Annotated in this window: 17 protein-coding genes and 2 tRNA genes; 15 read left to right on the top strand and 4 right to left on the bottom strand. The window is 71.9% G+C overall.

Features of this window, described 5'->3' with window-relative positions; genetic code table 11:
- Positions 1-4 precede the first annotated feature (4 nt).
- Positions 5-1,102 (bottom strand): M48 family metallopeptidase, encoded by a 1,098-nt coding sequence (locus ACIA8D_RS10645; protein ID WP_399230709.1) that lies wholly within the window; start codon positions 1,100-1,102, stop codon positions 5-7.
- A 122-nt stretch (positions 1,103-1,224) separates the two neighbouring features.
- Here ACIA8D_RS10645 and ACIA8D_RS10640 point away from each other — a divergent pair, with 122 nt between their 5' ends.
- The 9 genes from ACIA8D_RS10640 to ACIA8D_RS10600 all read left to right on the top strand — a co-directional run bounded on the left by ACIA8D_RS10640 (position 1,225) and on the right by ACIA8D_RS10600 (position 6,008).
- Positions 1,225-1,365, top strand: coding sequence for a hypothetical protein (locus ACIA8D_RS10640; protein ID WP_385770659.1), 141 nt, complete (start codon positions 1,225-1,227; stop codon positions 1,363-1,365).
- 65 nt (positions 1,366-1,430) lie between these two features.
- A complete protein-coding gene (locus ACIA8D_RS10635; RefSeq protein ID WP_399230707.1) occupies positions 1,431-1,592 on the top strand; it encodes a hypothetical protein in 162 nt (53 codons plus the stop codon).
- Positions 1,593-1,636: 44 nt separating this feature from the next.
- Positions 1,637-2,299, top strand: coding sequence for a nicotinate-nucleotide adenylyltransferase (nadD, locus tag ACIA8D_RS10630; RefSeq protein ID WP_399230705.1), 663 nt, complete (start codon positions 1,637-1,639; stop codon positions 2,297-2,299).
- Positions 2,300-2,325: 26 nt separating this feature from the next.
- A complete protein-coding gene (locus tag ACIA8D_RS10625) occupies positions 2,326-3,936 on the top strand; it encodes an LCP family protein (RefSeq protein ID WP_399230703.1) in 1,611 nt (536 codons plus the stop codon).
- Between the two features lie 141 nt (positions 3,937-4,077).
- A complete protein-coding gene (gene rsfS, locus ACIA8D_RS10620) occupies positions 4,078-4,518 on the top strand; it encodes a ribosome silencing factor (RefSeq protein ID WP_385770651.1) in 441 nt (146 codons plus the stop codon).
- Positions 4,515-5,162 (top strand): histidine phosphatase family protein, encoded by a 648-nt coding sequence (locus ACIA8D_RS10615; RefSeq protein WP_399230702.1) that lies wholly within the window; start codon positions 4,515-4,517, stop codon positions 5,160-5,162. Before rsfS ends, ACIA8D_RS10615 begins: the two co-directional genes overlap by 4 nt.
- Positions 5,163-5,272: 110 nt before the next feature.
- Positions 5,273-5,345 (top strand) — tRNA-Ala (locus ACIA8D_RS10610).
- Between the two features lie 225 nt (positions 5,346-5,570).
- On the top strand, positions 5,571-5,765 hold the full coding sequence (locus ACIA8D_RS10605; RefSeq protein ID WP_399230701.1) for a hypothetical protein: 195 nt from the start codon (positions 5,571-5,573) through the stop codon (positions 5,763-5,765).
- Positions 5,766-5,774: 9 nt separating this feature from the next.
- Positions 5,775-6,008 (top strand): hypothetical protein, encoded by a 234-nt coding sequence (locus tag ACIA8D_RS10600; RefSeq protein WP_266719727.1) that lies wholly within the window; start codon positions 5,775-5,777, stop codon positions 6,006-6,008.
- Here the strand turns inward: ACIA8D_RS10600 and ACIA8D_RS10595 are convergent.
- Complete coding sequence (locus ACIA8D_RS10595) at positions 5,977-7,173, bottom strand: glycosyltransferase 87 family protein (protein WP_399230699.1); 1,197 nt, start codon at positions 7,171-7,173, stop codon at positions 5,977-5,979. The genes ACIA8D_RS10600 and ACIA8D_RS10595 overlap by 32 nt on opposite strands.
- Before the next feature lie 148 nt (positions 7,174-7,321).
- Between ACIA8D_RS10595 and ACIA8D_RS10590 the strand changes: the two genes are divergently transcribed.
- Positions 7,322-7,394, top strand: a tRNA-Ala gene (locus tag ACIA8D_RS10590).
- 71 nt (positions 7,395-7,465) lie between these two features.
- On the opposite strand, the gene ACIA8D_RS10585 is transcribed toward ACIA8D_RS10590, so the two are convergent.
- Both ACIA8D_RS10585 and ACIA8D_RS10580 read right to left on the bottom strand, forming a co-directional pair.
- Positions 7,466-9,043 (bottom strand): NADH-ubiquinone oxidoreductase-F iron-sulfur binding region domain-containing protein, encoded by a 1,578-nt coding sequence (locus ACIA8D_RS10585; RefSeq protein ID WP_399230698.1) that lies wholly within the window; start codon positions 9,041-9,043, stop codon positions 7,466-7,468.
- Positions 9,040-10,233, bottom strand: a complete 1,194-nt coding sequence (locus ACIA8D_RS10580) for a cytochrome b/b6 domain-containing protein (RefSeq protein WP_399230697.1) — start codon at positions 10,231-10,233, stop codon at positions 9,040-9,042. The genes ACIA8D_RS10585 and ACIA8D_RS10580 overlap by 4 nt, the downstream gene beginning before the upstream one ends.
- A 446-nt stretch (positions 10,234-10,679) precedes the next feature.
- On the opposite strand from ACIA8D_RS10580, the gene leuS reads away from it, so the two are divergent.
- The 5 genes from leuS to ACIA8D_RS10555 all read left to right on the top strand — a co-directional run bounded on the left by leuS (position 10,680) and on the right by ACIA8D_RS10555 (position 19,064).
- Entirely contained in the window at positions 10,680-13,592 is a 2,913-nt protein-coding gene (gene leuS / locus ACIA8D_RS10575) for a leucine--tRNA ligase (RefSeq protein WP_399230696.1), read from the top strand.
- A 143-nt stretch (positions 13,593-13,735) separates the two neighbouring features.
- Complete coding sequence (locus ACIA8D_RS10570) at positions 13,736-14,404, top strand: hypothetical protein (protein WP_399230694.1); 669 nt, start codon at positions 13,736-13,738, stop codon at positions 14,402-14,404.
- Between the two features lie 72 nt (positions 14,405-14,476).
- Positions 14,477-15,325, top strand: a complete 849-nt coding sequence (locus ACIA8D_RS10565) for a DegV family protein (protein ID WP_399230692.1) — start codon at positions 14,477-14,479, stop codon at positions 15,323-15,325.
- 431 nt (positions 15,326-15,756) lie between these two features.
- Entirely contained in the window at positions 15,757-16,476 is a 720-nt protein-coding gene (locus ACIA8D_RS10560; protein WP_399230690.1) for a helix-hairpin-helix domain-containing protein, read from the top strand.
- Positions 16,473-19,064 carry a ComEC/Rec2 family competence protein gene (locus ACIA8D_RS10555; RefSeq protein WP_399230688.1) on the top strand — a complete coding sequence of 864 codons (2,592 nt, stop codon included), beginning with the start codon at positions 16,473-16,475 and terminating at the stop codon, positions 19,062-19,064. The genes ACIA8D_RS10560 and ACIA8D_RS10555 overlap by 4 nt, the downstream gene beginning before the upstream one ends.
- Positions 19,065-19,153 lie beyond the last annotated feature (89 nt).

The raw sequence follows: 19,153 nt of genomic DNA, 5'->3' as shown, positions 1-19,153 counted from the left end.
CCGGTCAGTTCTCGCGGCCCTCGTCGTCGGGGGTGCCGTGGTTCCCGGTGTTGCCTCCGCCGCCCGTCCCGCCGAAGTTCCCGAAGCCGCGGCGCACCCGGCCGCCCAGGTCCCCCGCGCCGCCCGCGATGTCGCTGACCAGCTTCATCAGTGGGTCCTTCGAGGTCTTCACGGAATCCGTGTAGTGCGAGGCGGACTCGCGCCACGAGTCCGTCACCGAGGTGTCCTTGTCCTCGCTGCGGCGCGGGTAGTGACCGTCCATCAGGCGCTGGTAGTCGCGGCTCGCCGCCCACCTCTTCAGCTCGGCGGCGCGCACCGTGGTGAACGGGTGCGAGCGCGGCAGCACGTTGAGGATCTTCAGCACGGAGTCGCGCAGATCGCCCCCGGCCTCGTACTCCTCGGCCTGCTTGAGGAACGCGTCCACGTTCATCTCGTGGAGGTGGTTGCCGCCCGCGATCTTCATCAGGCCGCGCATGGACGCCTGGAGGTCCTGGCCGACCAGCAACCCGGCCCGGTCCGCGGAGAGTTCGGACTTGCGGAACCACTCGCGCAGCGCCGTCACGATCGCCATGATCGCGAGGTTGCCGAGCGGGATCCACGCGACGCGCAGCGCCAGGCTGGTCAGGAACAGCAGGATCGTCCGGTACACCGAGTGCCCGGACAGCGCGTGGCCCACCTCGTGGCCGACGACGGCCCGCATCTCCTCCTCGTCGAGGAGTTCCACGAGCCCCGTGGTGACGACGATGATCGGCTCGTCGAGGCCGATGCACATCGCGTTCGGCTGCGGGTCCTGATTGACGTACATCGGCGGGACCTTCTCCAGGTCCAGGATGTAACAGGCGTCCCGCAGCATCGTGTTGAGGTGCGCGAACTGCTCGTCGGACACCCGCACCGAGTCCGACAGGAACAGCAGGCGCAGACTGCGCTCGGGCAGCAGCCCGCTCAGCGCCTTGAAGACCGTGTCGAACCCGCTGAGCTTGCGCAGCGCGACCAGCGCCGAGCGGTCCGCGGGATGCTCGTACGCCCGCGAGGAGATCCCCGGGAAGCGCCGGCGCTGCCTGCTCGGTACGTTCTCGTGCTGCTCGTTCGGTTCGTCGGGCATCCGACTTCCCCCATGTCCGTGTATTCGACGTGTCCCGCCGTGTTCCGGGCGTGCCCCCAAGGTGGAGTCCACACTAGGCGGATATACCGTGACGGGGCAGCACACCGAAGGAGCGAACCGTCATGGAGCACATCGATCACGTCATCGGCGCAGCAGCGGAACAGGGTGCGGGAAACCTGTTGCGCGGGGTGCTGATTGTGGGCGTGCTGGGCGCGGTCTTCCTGGCCTGGTTCCTGTTGCGGGGCTACAAGAGCGACGACTGACCCCACCGCTTACGATGGGTCAGAAGTCTTTATCCCGATCCCACACCGGATAGGTCCTGCTGAAGATGAGCCTCCACAGCACTGCCGCCCAGCTCGCCACTCTCGCTGCCGAGGGCAAGAACGGCGGCAACCACGAAAGCCTCAGCCCCCTCGTGACGGGCGGTGCGGCCTTCATCATCCTGATCCTGCTGCTGTGGATCACCACCCGCTTCAACCGCGACCGCTGAGCCCGGACGGGACCATCGAGAACGGGCCAGTAGGCTCTGCCCCCATGGGAGCGCAGGACATGCCTACCGGCCCGGTCAACAACCCGGCCGGCGGCCCGGATCACGAGTGGGTCTCACCCGCCAAGCGACGCCTCGGCGTCATGGGCGGGACATTCGACCCGATCCACCACGGACACCTGGTGGCGGCCAGTGAGGTCGCCGCGCAGTTCGACCTCGACGAGGTGGTGTTCGTGCCGACCGGGCAGCCCTGGCAGAAGAGCGAGAAGAACGTCTCTCCTGCCGAGGACCGCTATCTGATGACGGTCATCGCGACCGCCGAGAACCCGCAGTTCTCGGTGAGCCGCATCGACATCGACCGCGGTGGCCCGACGTACACGACGGACACCCTGCGCGATCTGCGTCAGCTCAACCCCGAGGCCGACCTCTTCTTCATCACGGGTGCCGACGCTCTCGGCCAGATCCTCACCTGGCGTTACACCGACGAGCTGTTCTCCCTGGCACACTTCATCGGAGTCACGCGGCCGGGCCACACGCTCGCCGACCCGGGCCTGCCCGAGGGCGGCGTCTCGTTCGTCGAGGTTCCCGCCCTCGCCATCTCGTCCACGGACTGCCGCGACAGGGTCGCCAAGGGCGACCCCATCTGGTACATGGTGCCGGACGGTGTGGTGCGCTATATCGACAAGCGCCAGCTGTACCGAGGCGACTGAACCCTGCACCGCCGAGAGGGGCATCGGTGAACGACCGATACGACGGTTACGACCAGCAGAATTACGAGCTGGTCGGTTATGACGAGTCCGGCCGACCGGTCTACCGGCCGGTCCAGCAGGCGCCGTCGTACGAGCAGAACTCCCCGTACGGGTACGGCTACGACCCGTATGCGGGCGGGCAGCAGCAGCCGACCGGACAGCACCCCCACCAGCACCAGCACCAGCAGCAGGCCCCCTCGTACGACCCCTACTGCGGAGCACCGCACCAGGCCCAGCAGCCCCAGCAGGCCCAGCAGGCGACCGCGTACATCCCGCAGCAGGCCCCGCCGCCCGCGCCGCCGCAGGCCCCGCAGTCCCCACAGCCTCAGCAGCCCGAGCGCGACTACCGCACCGAGCAGTTCGAGTTCGTCGAGGAGCCGGACGAGGACTCCGAAGACGTCATCGACTGGCTGAAGTTCACCGAGTCGCGCACCGAGCGGCGCGAGGAGGCACGGCGCCGCGGCCGCAACCGGGGCATCGCCCTCGTCGTTGTCCTCGCCCTGTGCCTGGCCGGCGGCGCCGGCTACCTCTGGTACCAGGGCAAGCTGCCGTTCCTGTCGAAGGACGCGGCGAAGACCGGCGCGGCCGCCGCGACCGGTCCGCAGAACCGTGACGTCATCGTCCTCCACCTGCACAACACCAAGGGCGGCGGCACGTCCACGGCGCTGCTCGTGAACAACACCACCACGAAGCGCGCCTACACCGTCCTGCTGCCGAACTCCCTCGCCCTGGCGAACGAGGACGGCACCAGCACCACGCTCGCCAAGTCCGTCGACGAGGACGGCTCCTCCGGCACGAGCGACGGTCTCGACACCCTGCTCGGCACCGACATCCAGGGCACCTGGCGGCTCGACACCCCGTACCTCAACAACCTCGTCGAGCTCGTCGGAAACATCGACGTCACCACGAACGCGACCGTCCCCGACCCCGCCAAGAAGGGCACCGTCCTCGTCCACAAGGGCGCGGACCAGACCCTCAGCGGCCCGGCGGCCGTGGCGTACGCGACGTACCGGGCCAAGGGCGAGCCGCAGACGGCGCAGCTGGAGCGGTTCGGGCAGGTCATGCAGGGCGTGCTGCGCAAGCTGTCGTCCGACCCGCAGGCCGCGACGACGACGGTGCAGACGCTCGCCCAGATCCTCGACCCGTCGCTGAACGAGAAGGACCTCGGCGCCTTCCTCGCCAAGCTCGCCGACCGCGCCAAGGAGGGCGACTACAAGAGCGAGGTGCTGCCGGTGCGGGGCGGGGCCATCTCCCGCTCCACCGCCGACTCCGTGGTCGAGAACGTGCTCGGCGGCACCGTGAAGTCCCCGTCCAGCGGTGACTCGCCGCGCGTCGGCATCGAGAACGCCACCGGCGACAAGGCCCGCACCGAGAAGGCCCGCGTCGCGCTGGTCAACGGCGGCTACACGTTCGTGTCGGGTGGAACCGGAACGGCGGTCGCGAGCTCCCGGGTCACCTACGCGGACGCCGCGCACAAGAAGGACGCCGTGGAGGTCGCCAAGACCCTGGGCCTGCCGACGTCCGCCGTGACGAAGGGCAAGGCGGCGCGGAACGCGGACGTGTCCGTGGTGCTCGGCCAGGACTACACCGGCCGGTGACCGCCCACCGGCGGTCCGGCGGCCCCGCGCGCGCGGGGCCGCCGGTAATGCCGTGAGGCGTGTCGGTGGGCCGTGAGACCCTTGGGGTACTGCCCTGAGGGATCGCTCGGGGGATTCAGACCGCCGACGGAAAGCCTTGTAGTGACCGCCACTGACCGTTCCATCGAGCTCATCAACGTCGCCGCGCAGGCGGCAGCGGACAAGCTCGCGCACGACATCATCGCCTACGACGTCAGCGATGTGCTGTCCATCACGGACGCCTTCCTGCTCGCTTCGGCGCCCAACGACCGCCAGGTCAAGTCGATCGTCGACGAGATCGAGGAGAAGCTCAACAAGGAGCTCGGCGCCAAGCCGGTGCGCCGTGAGGGCGACCGCGACGCCCGCTGGATCCTGCTCGACTACGTCGACATCGTCGTCCACGTCCAGCACAGCGAGGAGCGCGTCTTCTACGCCCTCGAGCGCCTGTGGAAGGACTGCCCCGAGATCGACCTGCCCGAGGACGCCAAGGCCACCCGCGGCAAGGGCGAGGAGCACGCCAAGGAGCGGGAGGCCGCGGACGCCGAGGCGGAGGAGGTGCTGTGACCAGCACCTCCCGTGGGCGGCGCGTCATCCTGTGGCGGCACGGCCAGACCGCCTGGAACCTGGAGCGCCGCTTCCAGGGCACCACCGACATCGGCCTGACCGAGACCGGTGTCGCCCAGGCCCGCCGTGCCGCCCGGCTGCTCGCCTCCCTGCGGCCGGACGCGATCGTCGCGTCCGACCTCCAGCGCGCCTCGGCCACCGCCGCCGAACTGACGGCGCTCACCGGCCTCGACGCCACGTACGACGAGAGCCTGCGGGAGACGTACGCGGGCGAGTGGCAGGGCCTCACGCACGAGGAGATCATCGCCCGCTTCGGCGAGCAGTACGCGGCGTGGAAGCGCGGCGAGCCCGTGCGACGCGGCGGCGGCGAGCTGGAGACCGAGGTCGCCGACCGGGCCGCGCCCGTCGTGCTGCGGCACGCGGACAAGCTGCCCGACGACGGTCTGCTCGTCGTGGTCAGCCACGGCGGCACCATCCGCACCACCATCGGCCGGCTGCTCGGCCTGGAGTCCCGCCACTGGGAGGGGCTCGGCGGCCTGTCGAACTGCTGCTGGTCCGTCCTCGGCGAGGGCGCCCGCGGCTGGCGCCTGCTGGAGCACAACGCGGGCACGCTGCCGGAACCGGTCCTCGGCGACGACGACTGAGCCCGGTCCCCGAGCTCCTCGGGGACCGGATTTCACTTTCCGGCAGGTCGCAGGCTAAAGTTCTTCTTGTTCGGCCCGCCGGGGGAAAGCCCGGAGGGGAAAGAACGCGAGGGGCTATAGCTCAGTTGGTAGAGCGCCTGCATGGCATGCAGGAGGTCAGGAGTTCGATTCTCCTTAGCTCCACAGGAATCAAAGATCCCGTCCCGTCAGGGGCGGGATTTTTCGTTGCCGATTTCGCGGCGGGTTTGAGGCGCCGGGGGCACCCGGGGCGTATACCTCTGCGAACGTCGTGTCCGGACTGGTACGCGGGCGTCGCTGACCGGGCCGCTTCCGCCGTGGCAGAATCGGACGGCCGGAACGGGGCTGTGTCCGACCGACGAAGGCGGCCCGCTGGGGAGGGAGTGCGCGATGCCCTTGAGCATCAACGAGGAAGCCGATCGCTTCCTCGGCATGAGAGTGATATCCGCCGAGCCCCCGGCCGGTTCGAAAGAAGCCCCGTCCCTCAACTGTCCGTCCTGCGGCTCCTTCCACGTCGCCCAGATGCTCGGCGACAACGGCGGGATCTCGTACGTGTGCACGGCCTGCGGCCACAGCTGGAGCTGAGCGGAACACATGGGTGCACACAGGAGGAAGTGCGACTGGTGCGGCAGCGGTACGCCCATCGTGCGCGACATGGAGCCGCTGAACCCCGACTACCAGTACTGGTGCGAGGAATGCGCGCGGGCGCTGATCATAAAAGGCGACCCGATCGAGACGTATCGGGAGTTGGAGGGCGAGCCGATCTACGGCCGGCTCCTGGACGAGCACTGCACGCTCAAGCGCTTCTACTCGTTCGCCAGAGCCTGACCTCCGCGTACGCCGCGTAGGCCAGGAAGGCGCAGGCCACCGCTACGTAGAGCGCTGAAAGCATCGATTCCCCCGCGTTCTGGTGGAGTTCGGGCATCCCGTCGGCGTGCGGCACCCACCACAGCGCGTACGAGCAGAACGCCAAGGCCAGGGCGAGCGCGGTCTTCTGACGGCGCGACTCCCACACGAGCAGCGCCAGAGGCACGCACCAGACCCAGTGGTGGGACCACGAGACCGGGCTGATCAGGAGGGCCGTCGTCGCGCACGCCATCGCCGCCTGGGCCCGCCGCCCGCGCAGCGCCGCCGCGACCGCGACCGTGAGCCCGACGAGGGCCGTGAGGGCGGCGGCGACGGCCCACCAGGCCCCGGGGTCCCCGGTGTGCAGCAGTCGGGCCAGTACGCCGCGCAGCGACTGGTTGCCGGTCTCCTCGGCGTGGCCGGGGCGGTCCGACTCGAAGACCATCCGTGTCCAGAAGTGCCGGGAGTCGCGCGGCAGGACGACGGCCGTGAGCACGGTCACGCAGACGAACGAGCCCACCGCCACGCACGCCCCGCGCACCCACGGCCGCCAGGCCCCGCCCCGTGCCAACTGCGCGAGCCCGGTGCACAACAGGAAGACGGTGAACAGCGCGGGCGTCAGCTTGATCGCCGCCGCGACGCCGATCCCCACGCCCGCCCAGTGGTGCCCTGGCCGGCGCGTCAGGTCCCACAGGACGAGCACGGCGAGCAGCAGATTGACCTGCCCGTAGCGCAGCGTCGTCCACACCGGCTCGCACCACACGGCGACGGCCGCCGCCCACAGGGCGTGCTCCACGCGCGCGTGGCGTCGCACCAGGCGCAGGGAGAGGTGGACCAGACCGAAGAGGAGGGCGAGGTTCAGGGCGGTCGCGGCGACCTTCATTGTCTCCACGTCCAGGAGCGTCAGCGGCAGGAACAGCAGTGCGGCGAACGGCGGGTAGGTGGTCGGCAGATCGGCGTAGGTCGCGCGCAGTGCGTAGAGATCGCCGCCCGTGCGGACCGTCCAGCCCTCCGCCCGGTAGACCATCAGATCGATCATCGAGACGTCGGCCGCGCGCTGGGCGATCACGAAGGCCGCGAACGAGAGCAGGCAGGCTCCCAGCGCTGTCGGTGCGTGGCGGGTGCGGGGCAGGGCGAGCACAGTCACGCGAGGGAACTCTAGTAGTCGTCAATGGCGACTTTTCCATACAGAAGGGGACGGAAGGGAAACGATTTGGTGATGCACCCCGGTGACCGTGTAATGTTGGCGACGCCGCCGGGGAGACCGACAAGGACGCCCCGGAGGACCAAAGCACGGGGCTATAGCTCAGTTGGTAGAGCGCCTGCATGGCATGCAGGAGGTCAGGAGTTCGATTCTCCTTAGCTCCACAGAAACGTGAAGGCGGGCCATCCGAATCGGATGGCCCGCCTTTGTGTGTGCCCCCGGGGCAGAGGGTTCGCTACCTGCGGGCCCGGCTGCGGCCGGGTGGGAGCGCGGGGCGCGCGGGGCGCCGGTCCAGTGGGGCCGCCGACGCGTCCTCTTCGATGCGCAGCGCCAGCGCGGGGCAACGGCGCACGGCCCGTACCGCGTTCGCCTCCGAGTAGGCGGGCACCGCCGCCTCGGCGACCGTCGGGAAGCCGTCCGGGCCCAACTGCAGGAGCTCCGGCACGATGTCCGCGCACAGGCCGTGCCCCCGGCACAGCGTCCAGTCGACGGCGAGCCGCTTCCCGCTGGGCGTCGAGCTCGCCGGTGCCTGCGCGTGCAGCGGCAGCACACCGAGCACCGGGCGGCCGCAGCCCGCTCCCAGGACGTGTGCGGCCAGGTCGTCCGTGAACGCCGAGATCGTCGACTCGATGAACGCCGCCGAACCGTCCGGGTGCTTGCACGCCCCGCGCCGCTTCACCGCGCGCGTGACCTCGCGCAGCGCCTCCAGGGCGGCAGGACCACCCCCGTTCAGCACGTCCTCGAGGCCGCGCGCCGCCGCGGGCAGCCCCAGGTAGCAGGGGCCGCACTGGCCCGCGCTCTCCGAGGCCAGCCACTGCGCCACCTTCAGGGCCTCGCCGAGCGGGCAGGTGTCCGGTCCGATCGGCAGGATCGCCCCGGCGCCGAGCGCGCCGCCCGAGGCCTCCAGGGAGGCGCGGGAGACGATGGCGTCCTGCGCGCCCATCCCGTCGAGCCACTTGCCGTGATAGCCGCCCGTGAGGACGCCCTGGGGAAGCGGGGGAGCGCCCGCGAGCTGGAGGACGTAGCGCAGCGGGACGCCCGACGGCACTTCCAGGACCATCGGGCGGGCGACCGCCCCGGAGAGCGTCAGCAGGACCGTGCCGGGCTCGTCGTGCAGGCCCGTGCGGCAGTAGCGCTCGGCTCCCGTGCGGGCGGCGATGGCGAGTTGGGCGAAGGTCTCCGCGTTCGACAGGAGGGTGGGGGCGCCGCCGACACCGGAGTCGGAGGCGCGGACCTTGCGGCCCGGCGGCATCGGCGGGCCGCCGTCCGCCGAGCGGATCAGGGCCGAGGACTCGCCGGTGACCATGCGCACCGGATTGCGCTGCACGCGCGCGCGGAGCGGGGAGCCCCGGCGGTTCGACAAGCCGCGCTCGGCGAGGGCCGCCTGCATCGACGCCTCAGTGCTGTCGCGGGTCACACCGATGACGAGCGTGCGCGCGCCGATCGCCTCCGCGACGAGCAGGGCACCGTCCAGGATCAGGTGCGGGGCCCGGTTGATCAGCACGGTGTCCTTGCGGCAGGCGGGCTCGTCCTCGCTGCCGTTGACGACGACGACCGGGCGCACCCCGCGCCGGATCGCCGACTCCGCGACCGCGCGGAGCTTCTTGGCGAAGGGGAAGCCCGCTCCGCCCCGGCCGCGCAGGGATATCGCCTGGGCCAGCTGCGCGAGCTGTTCGCCCGCCATGGGTTCCAGCGGTCCGTGCACCTTCAGGTGCATGTCGAGATCGAGCCGCTCCACGAGGTCGAACCCCGAAGTGAGCTGGGGAAGACCGACGACCCGGACCTCCGGGACGTCGGGCAGTGCGGTGTTCACTGCGTGCCTCCGTAGGGCGTGGTCCAGGGCTCGCCGGAAGCGGGGGCTTGGTAGGGGCCGGGGAGCGGTTCGGTGGGATCGGGCGCTTCCTTGTAGAGGTCTTCGTGGGCGCCGTGGTTCGTGCTGTCTCCGTAGGAGGCGGGGTAGCCGGGGACGCCTCCGTAGGGGGTGTCGTACGTCGGGTCGTAGAGGGAGGGCGGGGCCTCGGCCGGTGGTGGCGGGGAGGGGGCGGGCCAGCGCTCGGTGGGCGCGGAGGCCATGGGTTCCGCGTACTGCTCCACGTACGGGACCGAGTGCTGCTCCAGGTGCGGGACCGAGTGCTGTTCCACGTACGGGACCGACTGGGTGGGCAGCTCCGAGCGGGGGAGGGCCGACACCGCGCGGTAGGCGGCAGCGAAGCCGATGTCGGTCTGCGTGGGTGTTGGTGTCGGTATCGGGGGAGCGGACTCGAAGGCGGGCTGCGGTGCGGGCTGGGGGAGGGGGGAGCCGGCCCGCCTGGTGCCGCCCGCGCGCGGGCCCGCGTCCAGGAATTCGAGGATGCGCACCGCCACCTTGCGCCGCACGGCCTGCGGCGACGCCCGCAGGGCGATCGCGCCGGCGACCGCGACCAGGGCCAGGCAGTACAGGACGGTCACGTACGCCTTCGCGGGCCGGCCCGCGTACAGGCCGTGCATGAGGGCGAAGCACCAGGCCGGGTAGGCGAGCATGTGGGTCGCGCGCCAGCGGGCGGCGAGCCGGGCGGGGGAGGCCATGGAGCTGCGCAGCGCGCCCGTGACACCCGTGGTGATCATGAGGAGTCCGGCGGTCACGCCCAGGCCGATCAGGCCCGCGCTGCCGCTGAAGCCCCCGGAGAACGGGATCAGCGCGCCGAGCAGCGTGACGTGCGACAGCGCGAGCTTCACGCTGATGTGCAGCAGCAGGAAGACCAGCGAGGCGACCGCGGTGATCCGGTGCACGGCCTGCGCGAGCAGCCGCTGCCGGGAGGTGAGGAAGACCCGGTCGGAGGCGACCAGGCCCCAGACGACGGACGAGGTCAGGGAGACCAGCGAGAGCACGCCCGCGCCGAAGTCGAGCGTCGCCCGCACGGCGTCGCTGCCGGTGGACACCAGTACGGGCAACAGGAGGACGGCTCCCGCGATGAGCAGCCCTGTTCTCCTGCGACGGCCGGCGCCGGGCAAGCGTGAACTCATCGGCGTACGAAGTGAGTTCAGGGAGTGAGGGGTTCGAGGGTTCATGGGGGTGACTCCGAACGGTTCGGCACGGTGGTCCCACGGCCCGCACTCTAGGTCGATGCATACCGGGCAGTACGAGGTTTGAGTTATCTCGCTGTTATCTAGTGGATGTTTGGTCGTTGTGTTGTCCCGATAGTGGGCGGTACGCCGAGTAACCCTTGAGCCGGGCGGGGTGCCGTGGAAGCCCGTCGCGGGCCGAGCGAGGGCTGCGGTACCCTGACGCCATGCGTGCCGTACGCCTTCTGCTTAGCGAGCCGCGCTGATCAGTCCCGACCCGCCCCCAGGGCGAGTGGTCGGAATCGGCGCGGCGTCCCCTCCTGTGCGAGGGGCTTTTTCATTTCCTAAGCACGGGACTTCCTGAGCACTGGCCGCTGGCAGAGACGATCGATGGAGCTTTGAGGATCATGAGCGAGACGAACACCGCCGCCGCTTCCGAGGCGGCGGTCGCGCCGCACCGCTATACGGCGGCCATGGCCGCCGACATCGAGGCACGCTGGCAGGACTTCTGGGACGCCGACGGCACCTACGAGGCGCCCAACCCGAGCGGTGACCTGGCGGGCGACCCGCAGGTCGCGTCGCGGCCCAAGAAGTTCATCATGGACATGTTCCCGTACCCCTCCGGTGCGGGCCTGCACGTCGGCCACCCGCTGGGCTACATCGCCACGGACGTCTTCGCGCGCTTCCAGCGCATGACCGGCCACAACGTGCTGCACACCCTGGGCTTCGACGCCTTCGGCCTGCCCGCCGAGCAGTACGCCGTGCAGACGGGCACCCACCCGCGCGCGTCGACCGAGGCCAACATGGTCAACATGAAGGCGCAGCTGCGCCGTCTGGGCCTGGGCCACGACAAGCGCCGGTCGTTCGCCACGATCGACCCGGAGTACTACAAGTGGACGCAGTGGATCTTCCTGCAGATCTTCAACTCCTGGTACGACGACGACCTGAAGAAGGCCCGTCCGATCGCCGACCTGGTCGAGCAGTTCGAGACCGGTGAGCGCGCCGTTCCCGGCGGCGGCTCCTGGAGCGGGCTGAGCGAGGCCGAGCGCGCCGACATCCTGGGCGAGTACCGCCTGGCGTACGCCTCTGACGCGCCCGTGAACTGGGCGCCGGGCCTGGGCACCGTCCTGGCCAACGAGGAGGTCACCGCCGACGGCCGCTCCGAGCGCGGCAATTTCCCCGTCTTCAAGTCGAAGCTGCGCCAGTGGAACATGCGCATCACGGCCTACGCGGACCGCCTGATCGACGACCTGGACGGCCTGGACTGGCCCGAGGCGATCAAGCTGCAGCAGCGCAACTGGATCGGTCGCTCCGAGGGCGCGCGGATCGACTTCGCCGTACCGGACGCCGACGGCTCCGGCGAAGAGAAGATCACCGTCTTCTCCACCCGTCAGGACACCCTGTTCGGCGCCACCTACATGGTGCTGGCCCCCGAGCACGAGCTGGTCGAGAAGATCACCCCGGCCGCCTGGCCGGAGGGCACCCACGACGTGTGGACGGGCGGTCACGCGACGCCCGCCGAGGCCGTCGCCGCCTACCGCAAGCAGGCCGCCTCGAAGTCCGACGTCGAGCGCCAGGCCGAGGCCAAGGACAAGACCGGCGTCTTCACCGGCGCGTTCGCGACCAACCCGGTCAGCGGCGAGCAGGTCCCGGTCTTCATCGCCGACTACGTGCTGATGGGCTACGGCACCGGCGCGATCATGGCCGTCCCGGCGCACGACAGCCGCGACTTCGCCTTCGCGCGCGCTTTCGAGCTGCCTATGCGGTGTGTCGTCGAGCCGTCGGACGACCGCGGCACCGACCCGGCGACGTGGGACGACGCGTTCGTCGCGGGCGACGCCAAGCTGGTCAACTCCGCCGGCGAGGACATCTCCCTGGACGGCCTGGGCGTCGCCGACGCCAAGGCCCGCACGACCGAGTGGCTGGAGCGCAAGGGCATCGGCGCCGGCACGGTCAACTTCCGGCTGCGCGACTGGCTGTTCAGCCGCCAGCGCTACTGGGGCGAGCCCTTCCCGATCGCCTACGACGAGGACGGCATCGCCCACGCGCTGCCCGAGTCGATGCTGCCGCTGGAGCTGCCCGAGGTCGAGGACTACAGCCCGCGCACCTTCGACCCGGACGACGCCGACACCCGGCCCGAGACGCCGCTGTCGCGCAACGAGGACTGGGTCAACGTCACGCTGGACCTGGGCGACGGCAAGGGCCCGCGCAAGTTCCGCCGCGAGACCAACACCATGCCCAACTGGGCCGGCTCCTGCTGGTACGAGCTGCGCTACCTGGACCCGCACAACGACGAGCAGCTGGTGGCCCCCGAGATCGAGCAGTACTGGATGGGCCCCCGCGAGGGCATGCCCACCGGCGGGGTCGACCTGTACGTGGGCGGCGCCGAGCACGCCGTACTGCACCTGCTGTACGCGCGCTTCTGGTCGAAGGTGCTGTTCGACCTGGGCCACATCTCGTCGGCCGAGCCGTTCCACAAGCTGTACAACCAGGGCATGATCCAGGCGTACGTCTACCGGGACGCGCGCGGGATCGCCGTGCCGGCCGCCGAGGTGGAGGAGCGCGACGGCGCGTACTACTACCAGGGCGAGAAGGTCTCCCGGCTGCTGGGCAAGATGGGCAAGTCCCTGAAGAACGCCGTCACGCCGGACGAGATCTGCGCCGAGTACGGTGCGGACACGCTGCGCCTGTACGAGATGGCGATGGGCCCGCTGGACGTCTCCCGGCCGTGGGACACGCGCGCGGTCGTCGGCCAGTTCCGGCTGTTGCAGCGCCTGTGGCGCAACGTCGTCGACGAGGAGACCGGTGAGGTCACCGTCGTCGACGTGCCCGAGGCGGACATCGACGTGGCCACGCTGCGCGCGCTGCACAAGGCGATCGACGGCGTGCGCGGCGACCTGGAGGGCATGCGGTTCAACACCGCGATCGCCAAGGTCACCGAGCTGAACAACCACCTGGTGAAGTCCTACGCGGGCGGCTCGCTGCCGCGCTCCGTGGCCGAGCGCCTGGTGCTGTTGGTCGCGTCGCTGGCCCCGCACGTCGCCGAGGAGCTGTGGCGCAAGCTGGGCCACAGCGACTCCGTCGTCCACCAGGACTTCCCGGTCGCCGACCCCGAGTATGCGGTCGACGAGGCCGTGACCTGCGTCGTCCAGATCAAGGGCAAGGTCAGGGCCCGCCTGGAGGTCTCCCCGGCGATCTCCGAGGAGGAGCTGGAGAAGATCGCCCTGGCAGACGAGAAGGTCGTCGCCGCGCTGGACGGCGCCGGTATCCGCAAGGTCATCGTGCGGGCGCCGAAGCTGGTGAACATCGTTCCCGCGTGACCGTCCTCGCGTGATCGTCTGCGCGTAACGGCCTCGGGGTTGTTCCCTACGGGCAGGTTGGGGGTTCCGCTGGAACCCTCGGCCTGCCCGTTCCGTTTACCGTGGAGAGAGCCGGTGGGCGGGGCGAGCTGGAGGAGAGCGCCATGGATGTCGTGCTTGTGATCATCGCGCTGATCTTCGTCGTGCTCCTGGCCTTCGGCGGGTACGTGACGGTGAAGGCGGTCGGCGCCGCCAAGCGCGGGGTGGACCGCAAGGTCGAGCAGGCGCGGCGGGCGGTCGAGGACACCGCGCTGCGCGCCAAGAGCTACGCACAGCCCGGTGCGGCGGCCGAGGTGGCACATCTGCGACTGAAGCTGCGCACCTCCATGCGCGCCACGCAGGACGCGCTGCACGCGCGTGTGAGCGAGGACCCCTCGCTCAAGGAGTCCCTCGGCCTCTTCGAGCGGCTGAGCGCGCACGGGCACGAGGTGGACGCCGAGCTCAAGCGCCTGGAGAGCGAGCCCGACAAGGGGCAGGTGGCGCGAGTGCTGCCGGAGCTCAGGACGCGTACGGAGCAGATCACGCGGTCCGCCGACGCGCTGCGGCACGCGGCCCGCGACCGGGCCGGCCGGTTCGCGAGCGACGACCTGGACGCGCTGAGCTCGCAGATCGACCTGGAGGCCGGGGCGCTGCGGCACTGGACGACCGAGGCCACGCACGAGCCGGCCGGGTCGGGCCCCGCGCAGGAGCGGGACAGGCCCTCGATCACACCGCCGGGTGTGCGGCCGGTCTACCCGTGGGAGAAGAAACCCCGCCCGGAGAGCACGACTTGAGGGACTCGAGTCGGCGCCGGAGGGTAGGGGCCGGGCTGCCGAGCGGTGGCCGCGGCAGGTAATCTCCGGTGCATGTCCCGCCATGTCGCGATCGTCACCGATTCAACGGCCTACCTGCCGCAGCGGACGATGGAGCGCCACGGCATCACGGCGGTGCCGTTGACCGTGGTCCTGGGTGACCGGGCGCTCGAGGAGGGTACGGAGATCTCCGCCCGCTCGGTCGCGGAGGCGCTGAACAAGCGCCGGTCGGTGACGACGTCGAGACCGAGCCCCGAGCTGTTCGCCGAGACCTACCGCAAGGTGGCCGAGTCCGGCGCCACCGCCATCGTCTCGCTGCATCTGTCCGCCGAGATCTCCGGGACGTACGACGCCGCGGTGCTGGCCGCGCGCGAGGCCCCGGTCCCGGTGCGCGTCGTGGACACCGGGATGGTGGCCATGGCCCTCGGCTTCTGCGCGCTCGCGGCGGCGGAGACGGCCGACGCGGGAGGCACCGTCGACGAGGCGGTGAACGCGGCGGAGAAGCGGGCCGCGGGCACCTCGGCGTACTTCTACGTGGACACGCTGGACTATCTGCGCCGGGGCGGCCGGATCGGCGCCGCGCAGGCGCTGTTCGGGTCCGCGCTCGCGGTCAAGCCGCTGCTCCAGCTCGACGGCGGCCGTATCGAACTCCTGGAGAAGGTCCGTACCTCGTCGAAGGCGATCGCGCGGTTGCAGGAGATCGTGGCCGAGCGGGCGGGCAGCGCGCAGGTGGACGTGGCCGTGCACCATTTGGCCGCGCCGGAGCGGGCGGAGACGCTGGCGGACTGGCTGCGTGAGCGGCTGCCGGGTCTGGCCGAGCTGCATGTGAGCGAAGTGGGCGCGGTGATCGGGGCGCACACGGGGCCGGGGTTGCTGGGGGCCGTGGTCTCGCCTCGGACGTAGGGCGGCGCGAGCCCCGGCGTCGGTCGTGTGGGTGACGGGGTTTTCCACAACTGCCGGGTTGTCCCCGGGAATTGAGCAAGATCCACTCGTGGGTGGCGTGCTGCCTACCGTCTCGTGTCATGGAACTTCGATCACGGACACGGACGACGTACGCATCCAGCGGGCCGGGGCGCGGCCGCACCTCCGACAGTCGGGCTCGGCAGCGGCACATGGTGTGGCGGCGCGCGCGGCGCAGGCGCGTCGAGGCGGAGCGGACGCGGGTGCGGGCGGAGGCGTTGTTCGCGCCACCGCCGGTACCGGTACCGGCGGAGTCGGTGGCGTCGGCGGAGCGGGACGCGCGGGGGTCCGTCGCGGCCGGTTCCGTGTCGTCTCCGTCGTCTCCGTCGTGGGCGCGTGAGCCTGGGCCTGGGCCTGAGCCGCCCGTCGAGGCCTTGTCGGATCCGGCGCCCCCGCGGCGGCAGCGTGCCGTGCTCGCCGTGCGGGACCGGTTGCCGCTGTGGGTGCAGACGCGGTGCGGGGTCGAGCGTCGCGGGGCCGTGGCGCTGGCCGTCCTGGTCGCCGTGGTGGGGATCTTCGCCGTGCAGCACTTCTGGGCGGGGCGTACGCAGCCGGTACGGGCGCCCGAGACGGTGCGGGCGGCGGCGCCGCGAGCCGTGGAGCCACCGGGAAGCGGCGCCTCCCCGGCCGCTTCGGGGGCGGGGCCCGTGGCGACCGGTGCCGCCGGGGTCGTCGTGGACGTCGGCGGAAAGGTGCGAAGGCCGGGGCTGCGTCGGCTGCCCGCCGGGGCCCGGGTCGCGGACGCGTTGCGGGCGGCCGGCGGGGTGCGTCCCGGTGCGGACATGGAGGGGCTCAACAGGGCGCGGCTCCTCGTGGACGGTGAGCAGATCCTGGTGGGTGAGCCGGCGACGGCGGCCGCCGCCGCGCCGCCGGGCGGAGCCGCGGGAGCGTCGGCGCCGGCGGGCCCGGTCGGCCTCAACACGGCCACCCTGGAACAGCTCGACACGCTGCCGGGTGTCGGCCCCGTGCTGGCGCAGCACATCGTCGACTACCGCACGGAGCACGGCGGTTTCCGCTCCGTCGACGAACTGCGGGAGGTCAACGGCATCGGCGACCGCCGCTTCGAGGATCTGCAGAACCTCGTGCGGCCATGAACGACGACCGGGGGGTGCCGTCCGCGAGGGGGCGGCTTGGGGCGGGTCGGATCGGGGCGGGTCGGCTCGGCGACGCGCATCCGCGGCAAGAGGGGCCGCTGGACCTGCGGTTGGTGCCGCCCGCGCTCGCGGCGTGGGGAACCGCGGCACTGACCGTGACCGGTTCGCCGTGGTGGGCGGGGGTGGTGGCGGTGGTGTGTGCGGTCGGTGGGGCGGCGTTGTTGGTGGCGGGGCGTCGTGGCGCGGGGCGCGGCGGGGCTGGGCATGCGGTGCGGTCCTGGCGTGGTCCGTCGGTGGCGGCGCTGCTCCTGTGCACCGCCGCGGCGGCGGCCTCCGCGGGTCTGCACGGGGCGGATCTGCGACGCGGCCCCGTGCCCGAGCTTGGGTCCCGATTCGCCCGAGTGGAGGCCGAGTTGGAGGTGACCTCCGACCCGCGGCTCACCCGGCCGAGGGTCAGCGGGGACCACGCGACGCCGACGTCGGTGCTGGTGGAGGCGGACGTGGTGCGGGTAACGGGCCCGGACGGGGGCGTGGTGCGGACGCGGGCGCCTGTGCTGGTCGTGGTGAGCGGAGGGGGCCGGGGCACCGATTCCCCACGCCGACCGCGCTCGCCGCGCTCGCCGCTCGCACCCGTCAAGTCGGCGCAGGTACAAGGCAGTTCATGGCTTTCGGTGCTGCCGAGTACCCGGTTGCGAGTCCGGGGGAGTCTCGCGCCGCCGATGGTGGCGGGGGACCGGGTCGCGGCGGTGCTGCGGGTCGGGAGCGGGGAGCGTGCGTGGGTCGTGGGGGCGCCGAGCCGGTCGCAGCGGGTGGCCGGGGCGCTGCGGGAGGGGCTGCGCGAGGCCACGGGCGGGCTCGACGCGGACGCGCGCGCACTCCTGCCGGGGCTCGTCGTCGGCGACACGGCGCGCGTGACACCGGAGCTGCATGCCGCCTTCGCGGAGACGGACCTGTTGCACCTCATGGCCGTCAGCGGGGCCAACTTCACGATTCTGCTCGCCCTGTTGATCGGCCCGCCCGGCACCGCCCAGCTCGTGGAGCGGCGCGGGCTCGCGCCCCGGATCGGGTTGCCGTTGCGGACGACCGCAGTGCTCGGCGGGGTGCTCACGCTCGGGTTCGTGGCGGTGTGCCGGCCCGAGCCGAGCGTGCTGCGCGCGGCGTCGTGCGGGCTGATCGCGCTGCTCGCCTTGGCGACCGGGCGCCGCAGATCCCTGCTGCCCGCGCTGGCCACGGCGGTGCTGCTGCTCGTCCTGTACGACCCGTGGCTGGCGCGGAGTTACGGGTTCCTGCTGTCGGTGCTCGCCACGGGCGCGCTCCTGACCCTGGCCCCGCGGTGGAGCGCGGCGCTGCGCGGGCGCGGGGTGCCGGGGCGGCTCGCCGAGGCGCTGGGGGCGGCCGCTGCCGCGCAGGCGGTGTGCGCTCCGGTGGTCGCGGTGCTGGCGGCGCGGGTGAGCCTGGTGGCGGTGCCGTGCAATCTGCTCGCGGAGTTCGCGGTGGCGCCCGCGACCGTGCTCGGGTTCGCGGCGCTGGCGGCGGCGCCGTTCGCGATGCCGGTGGCGAAGTCCCTGGCCTGGTGCGCCGGTTGGCCCACGGGGTGGATCGCGGACCTCGCCAGGACCGGGGCCGCCCTGCCCGGCAGCGGGATGGACTGGCCCGGCGGCTGGCGCGGTGGGGCGCTGCTCGCGCTCGGCACGGCGGTCCTCGTGCTCGCGGGGCGCAGAGTGCTCGCGTCGCCCTGGATCTGCGGGGTCTGCGCGCTGCTGCTCGTCCTGGTGATCACGCGGCCCGCGCCGCTCGTGCGGGGCGTCACCGGCTGGCCGCCGGCCGGCTGGCGCCTGGTCGCGTGCGACGTGGGGCAGGGCGACGCGCTGGTGCTCGCGGCGGGGGCGGGGAGCGGGGTGGTGGTGGACGCGGGGCCCGACCCGTTGCTGGTCGACCGGTGTCTGCGTTCGCTGGGCGTCACCCGGGTCCCGGCCGTGGTGCTCACGCACTTCCACGCGGACCATGTGGCCGGGCTCGCGGGGGTGTTGCGGGGAAGGGCCGTCGGGCAGATCGAGACGACCGGGTTCGCGGAGCCGCGGGACCAGGTGGCCTTCGTGCGGAGGGAGGCCGCGAGCCGTGGGGTCCCGGTGGTGCGCGCGGCGGCGGGGGAGCGGCGCAGGGCGGGCCCGCTCGACTGGCAGGTGCTGTGGCCCCCGCCGGCCCCGGTCCCGACGCCGGACGGGCCGAACGACGCGAGCGTGACCCTGCTCGTCCGCGTCGCGGGCATGACCCTGCTGCTCCTCGGTGATCTCGAACCACCCGCGCAGCGGGCCCTGTTGAGAACGCCCGCCGGGGCCCGGCTGCCCCCGGTCGACGTGCTCAAGGTCGCCCATCACGGCTCGGCGTACCAGGATCCGGAACTGCTGCGCAGGGCCGCGCCCCGGGTCGCGCTGATCTCGGTGGGCCGCGACAACCCGTACGGCCACCCGGCGCCCGGCACACTGGCGGCGCTGCGGGCGCGCGGCGCGGCCGTGCTCAGGACGGACCGGGACGGGGCGGTCGCCGTCGTGGGAGGAGGTGGGGACGCGCTTCGAGTGGTCCCTTAGGGCTTGTCGTTTGGATCAGGCCGGGCTCGCGGGGCCTGGCACGCACGCTCGCGGCGTTGTCGTCGGTCGACGACGCTCCGCGTCGCCTC

Origin of the sequence: Streptomyces sp. NPDC051684 (assembly GCF_044453445.1) — a bacterium.
In the GTDB taxonomy this organism is placed as follows: domain Bacteria; phylum Actinomycetota; class Actinomycetes; order Streptomycetales; family Streptomycetaceae; genus Streptomyces.
This window is presented reverse-complemented; position numbering and strand designations above follow the sequence as displayed.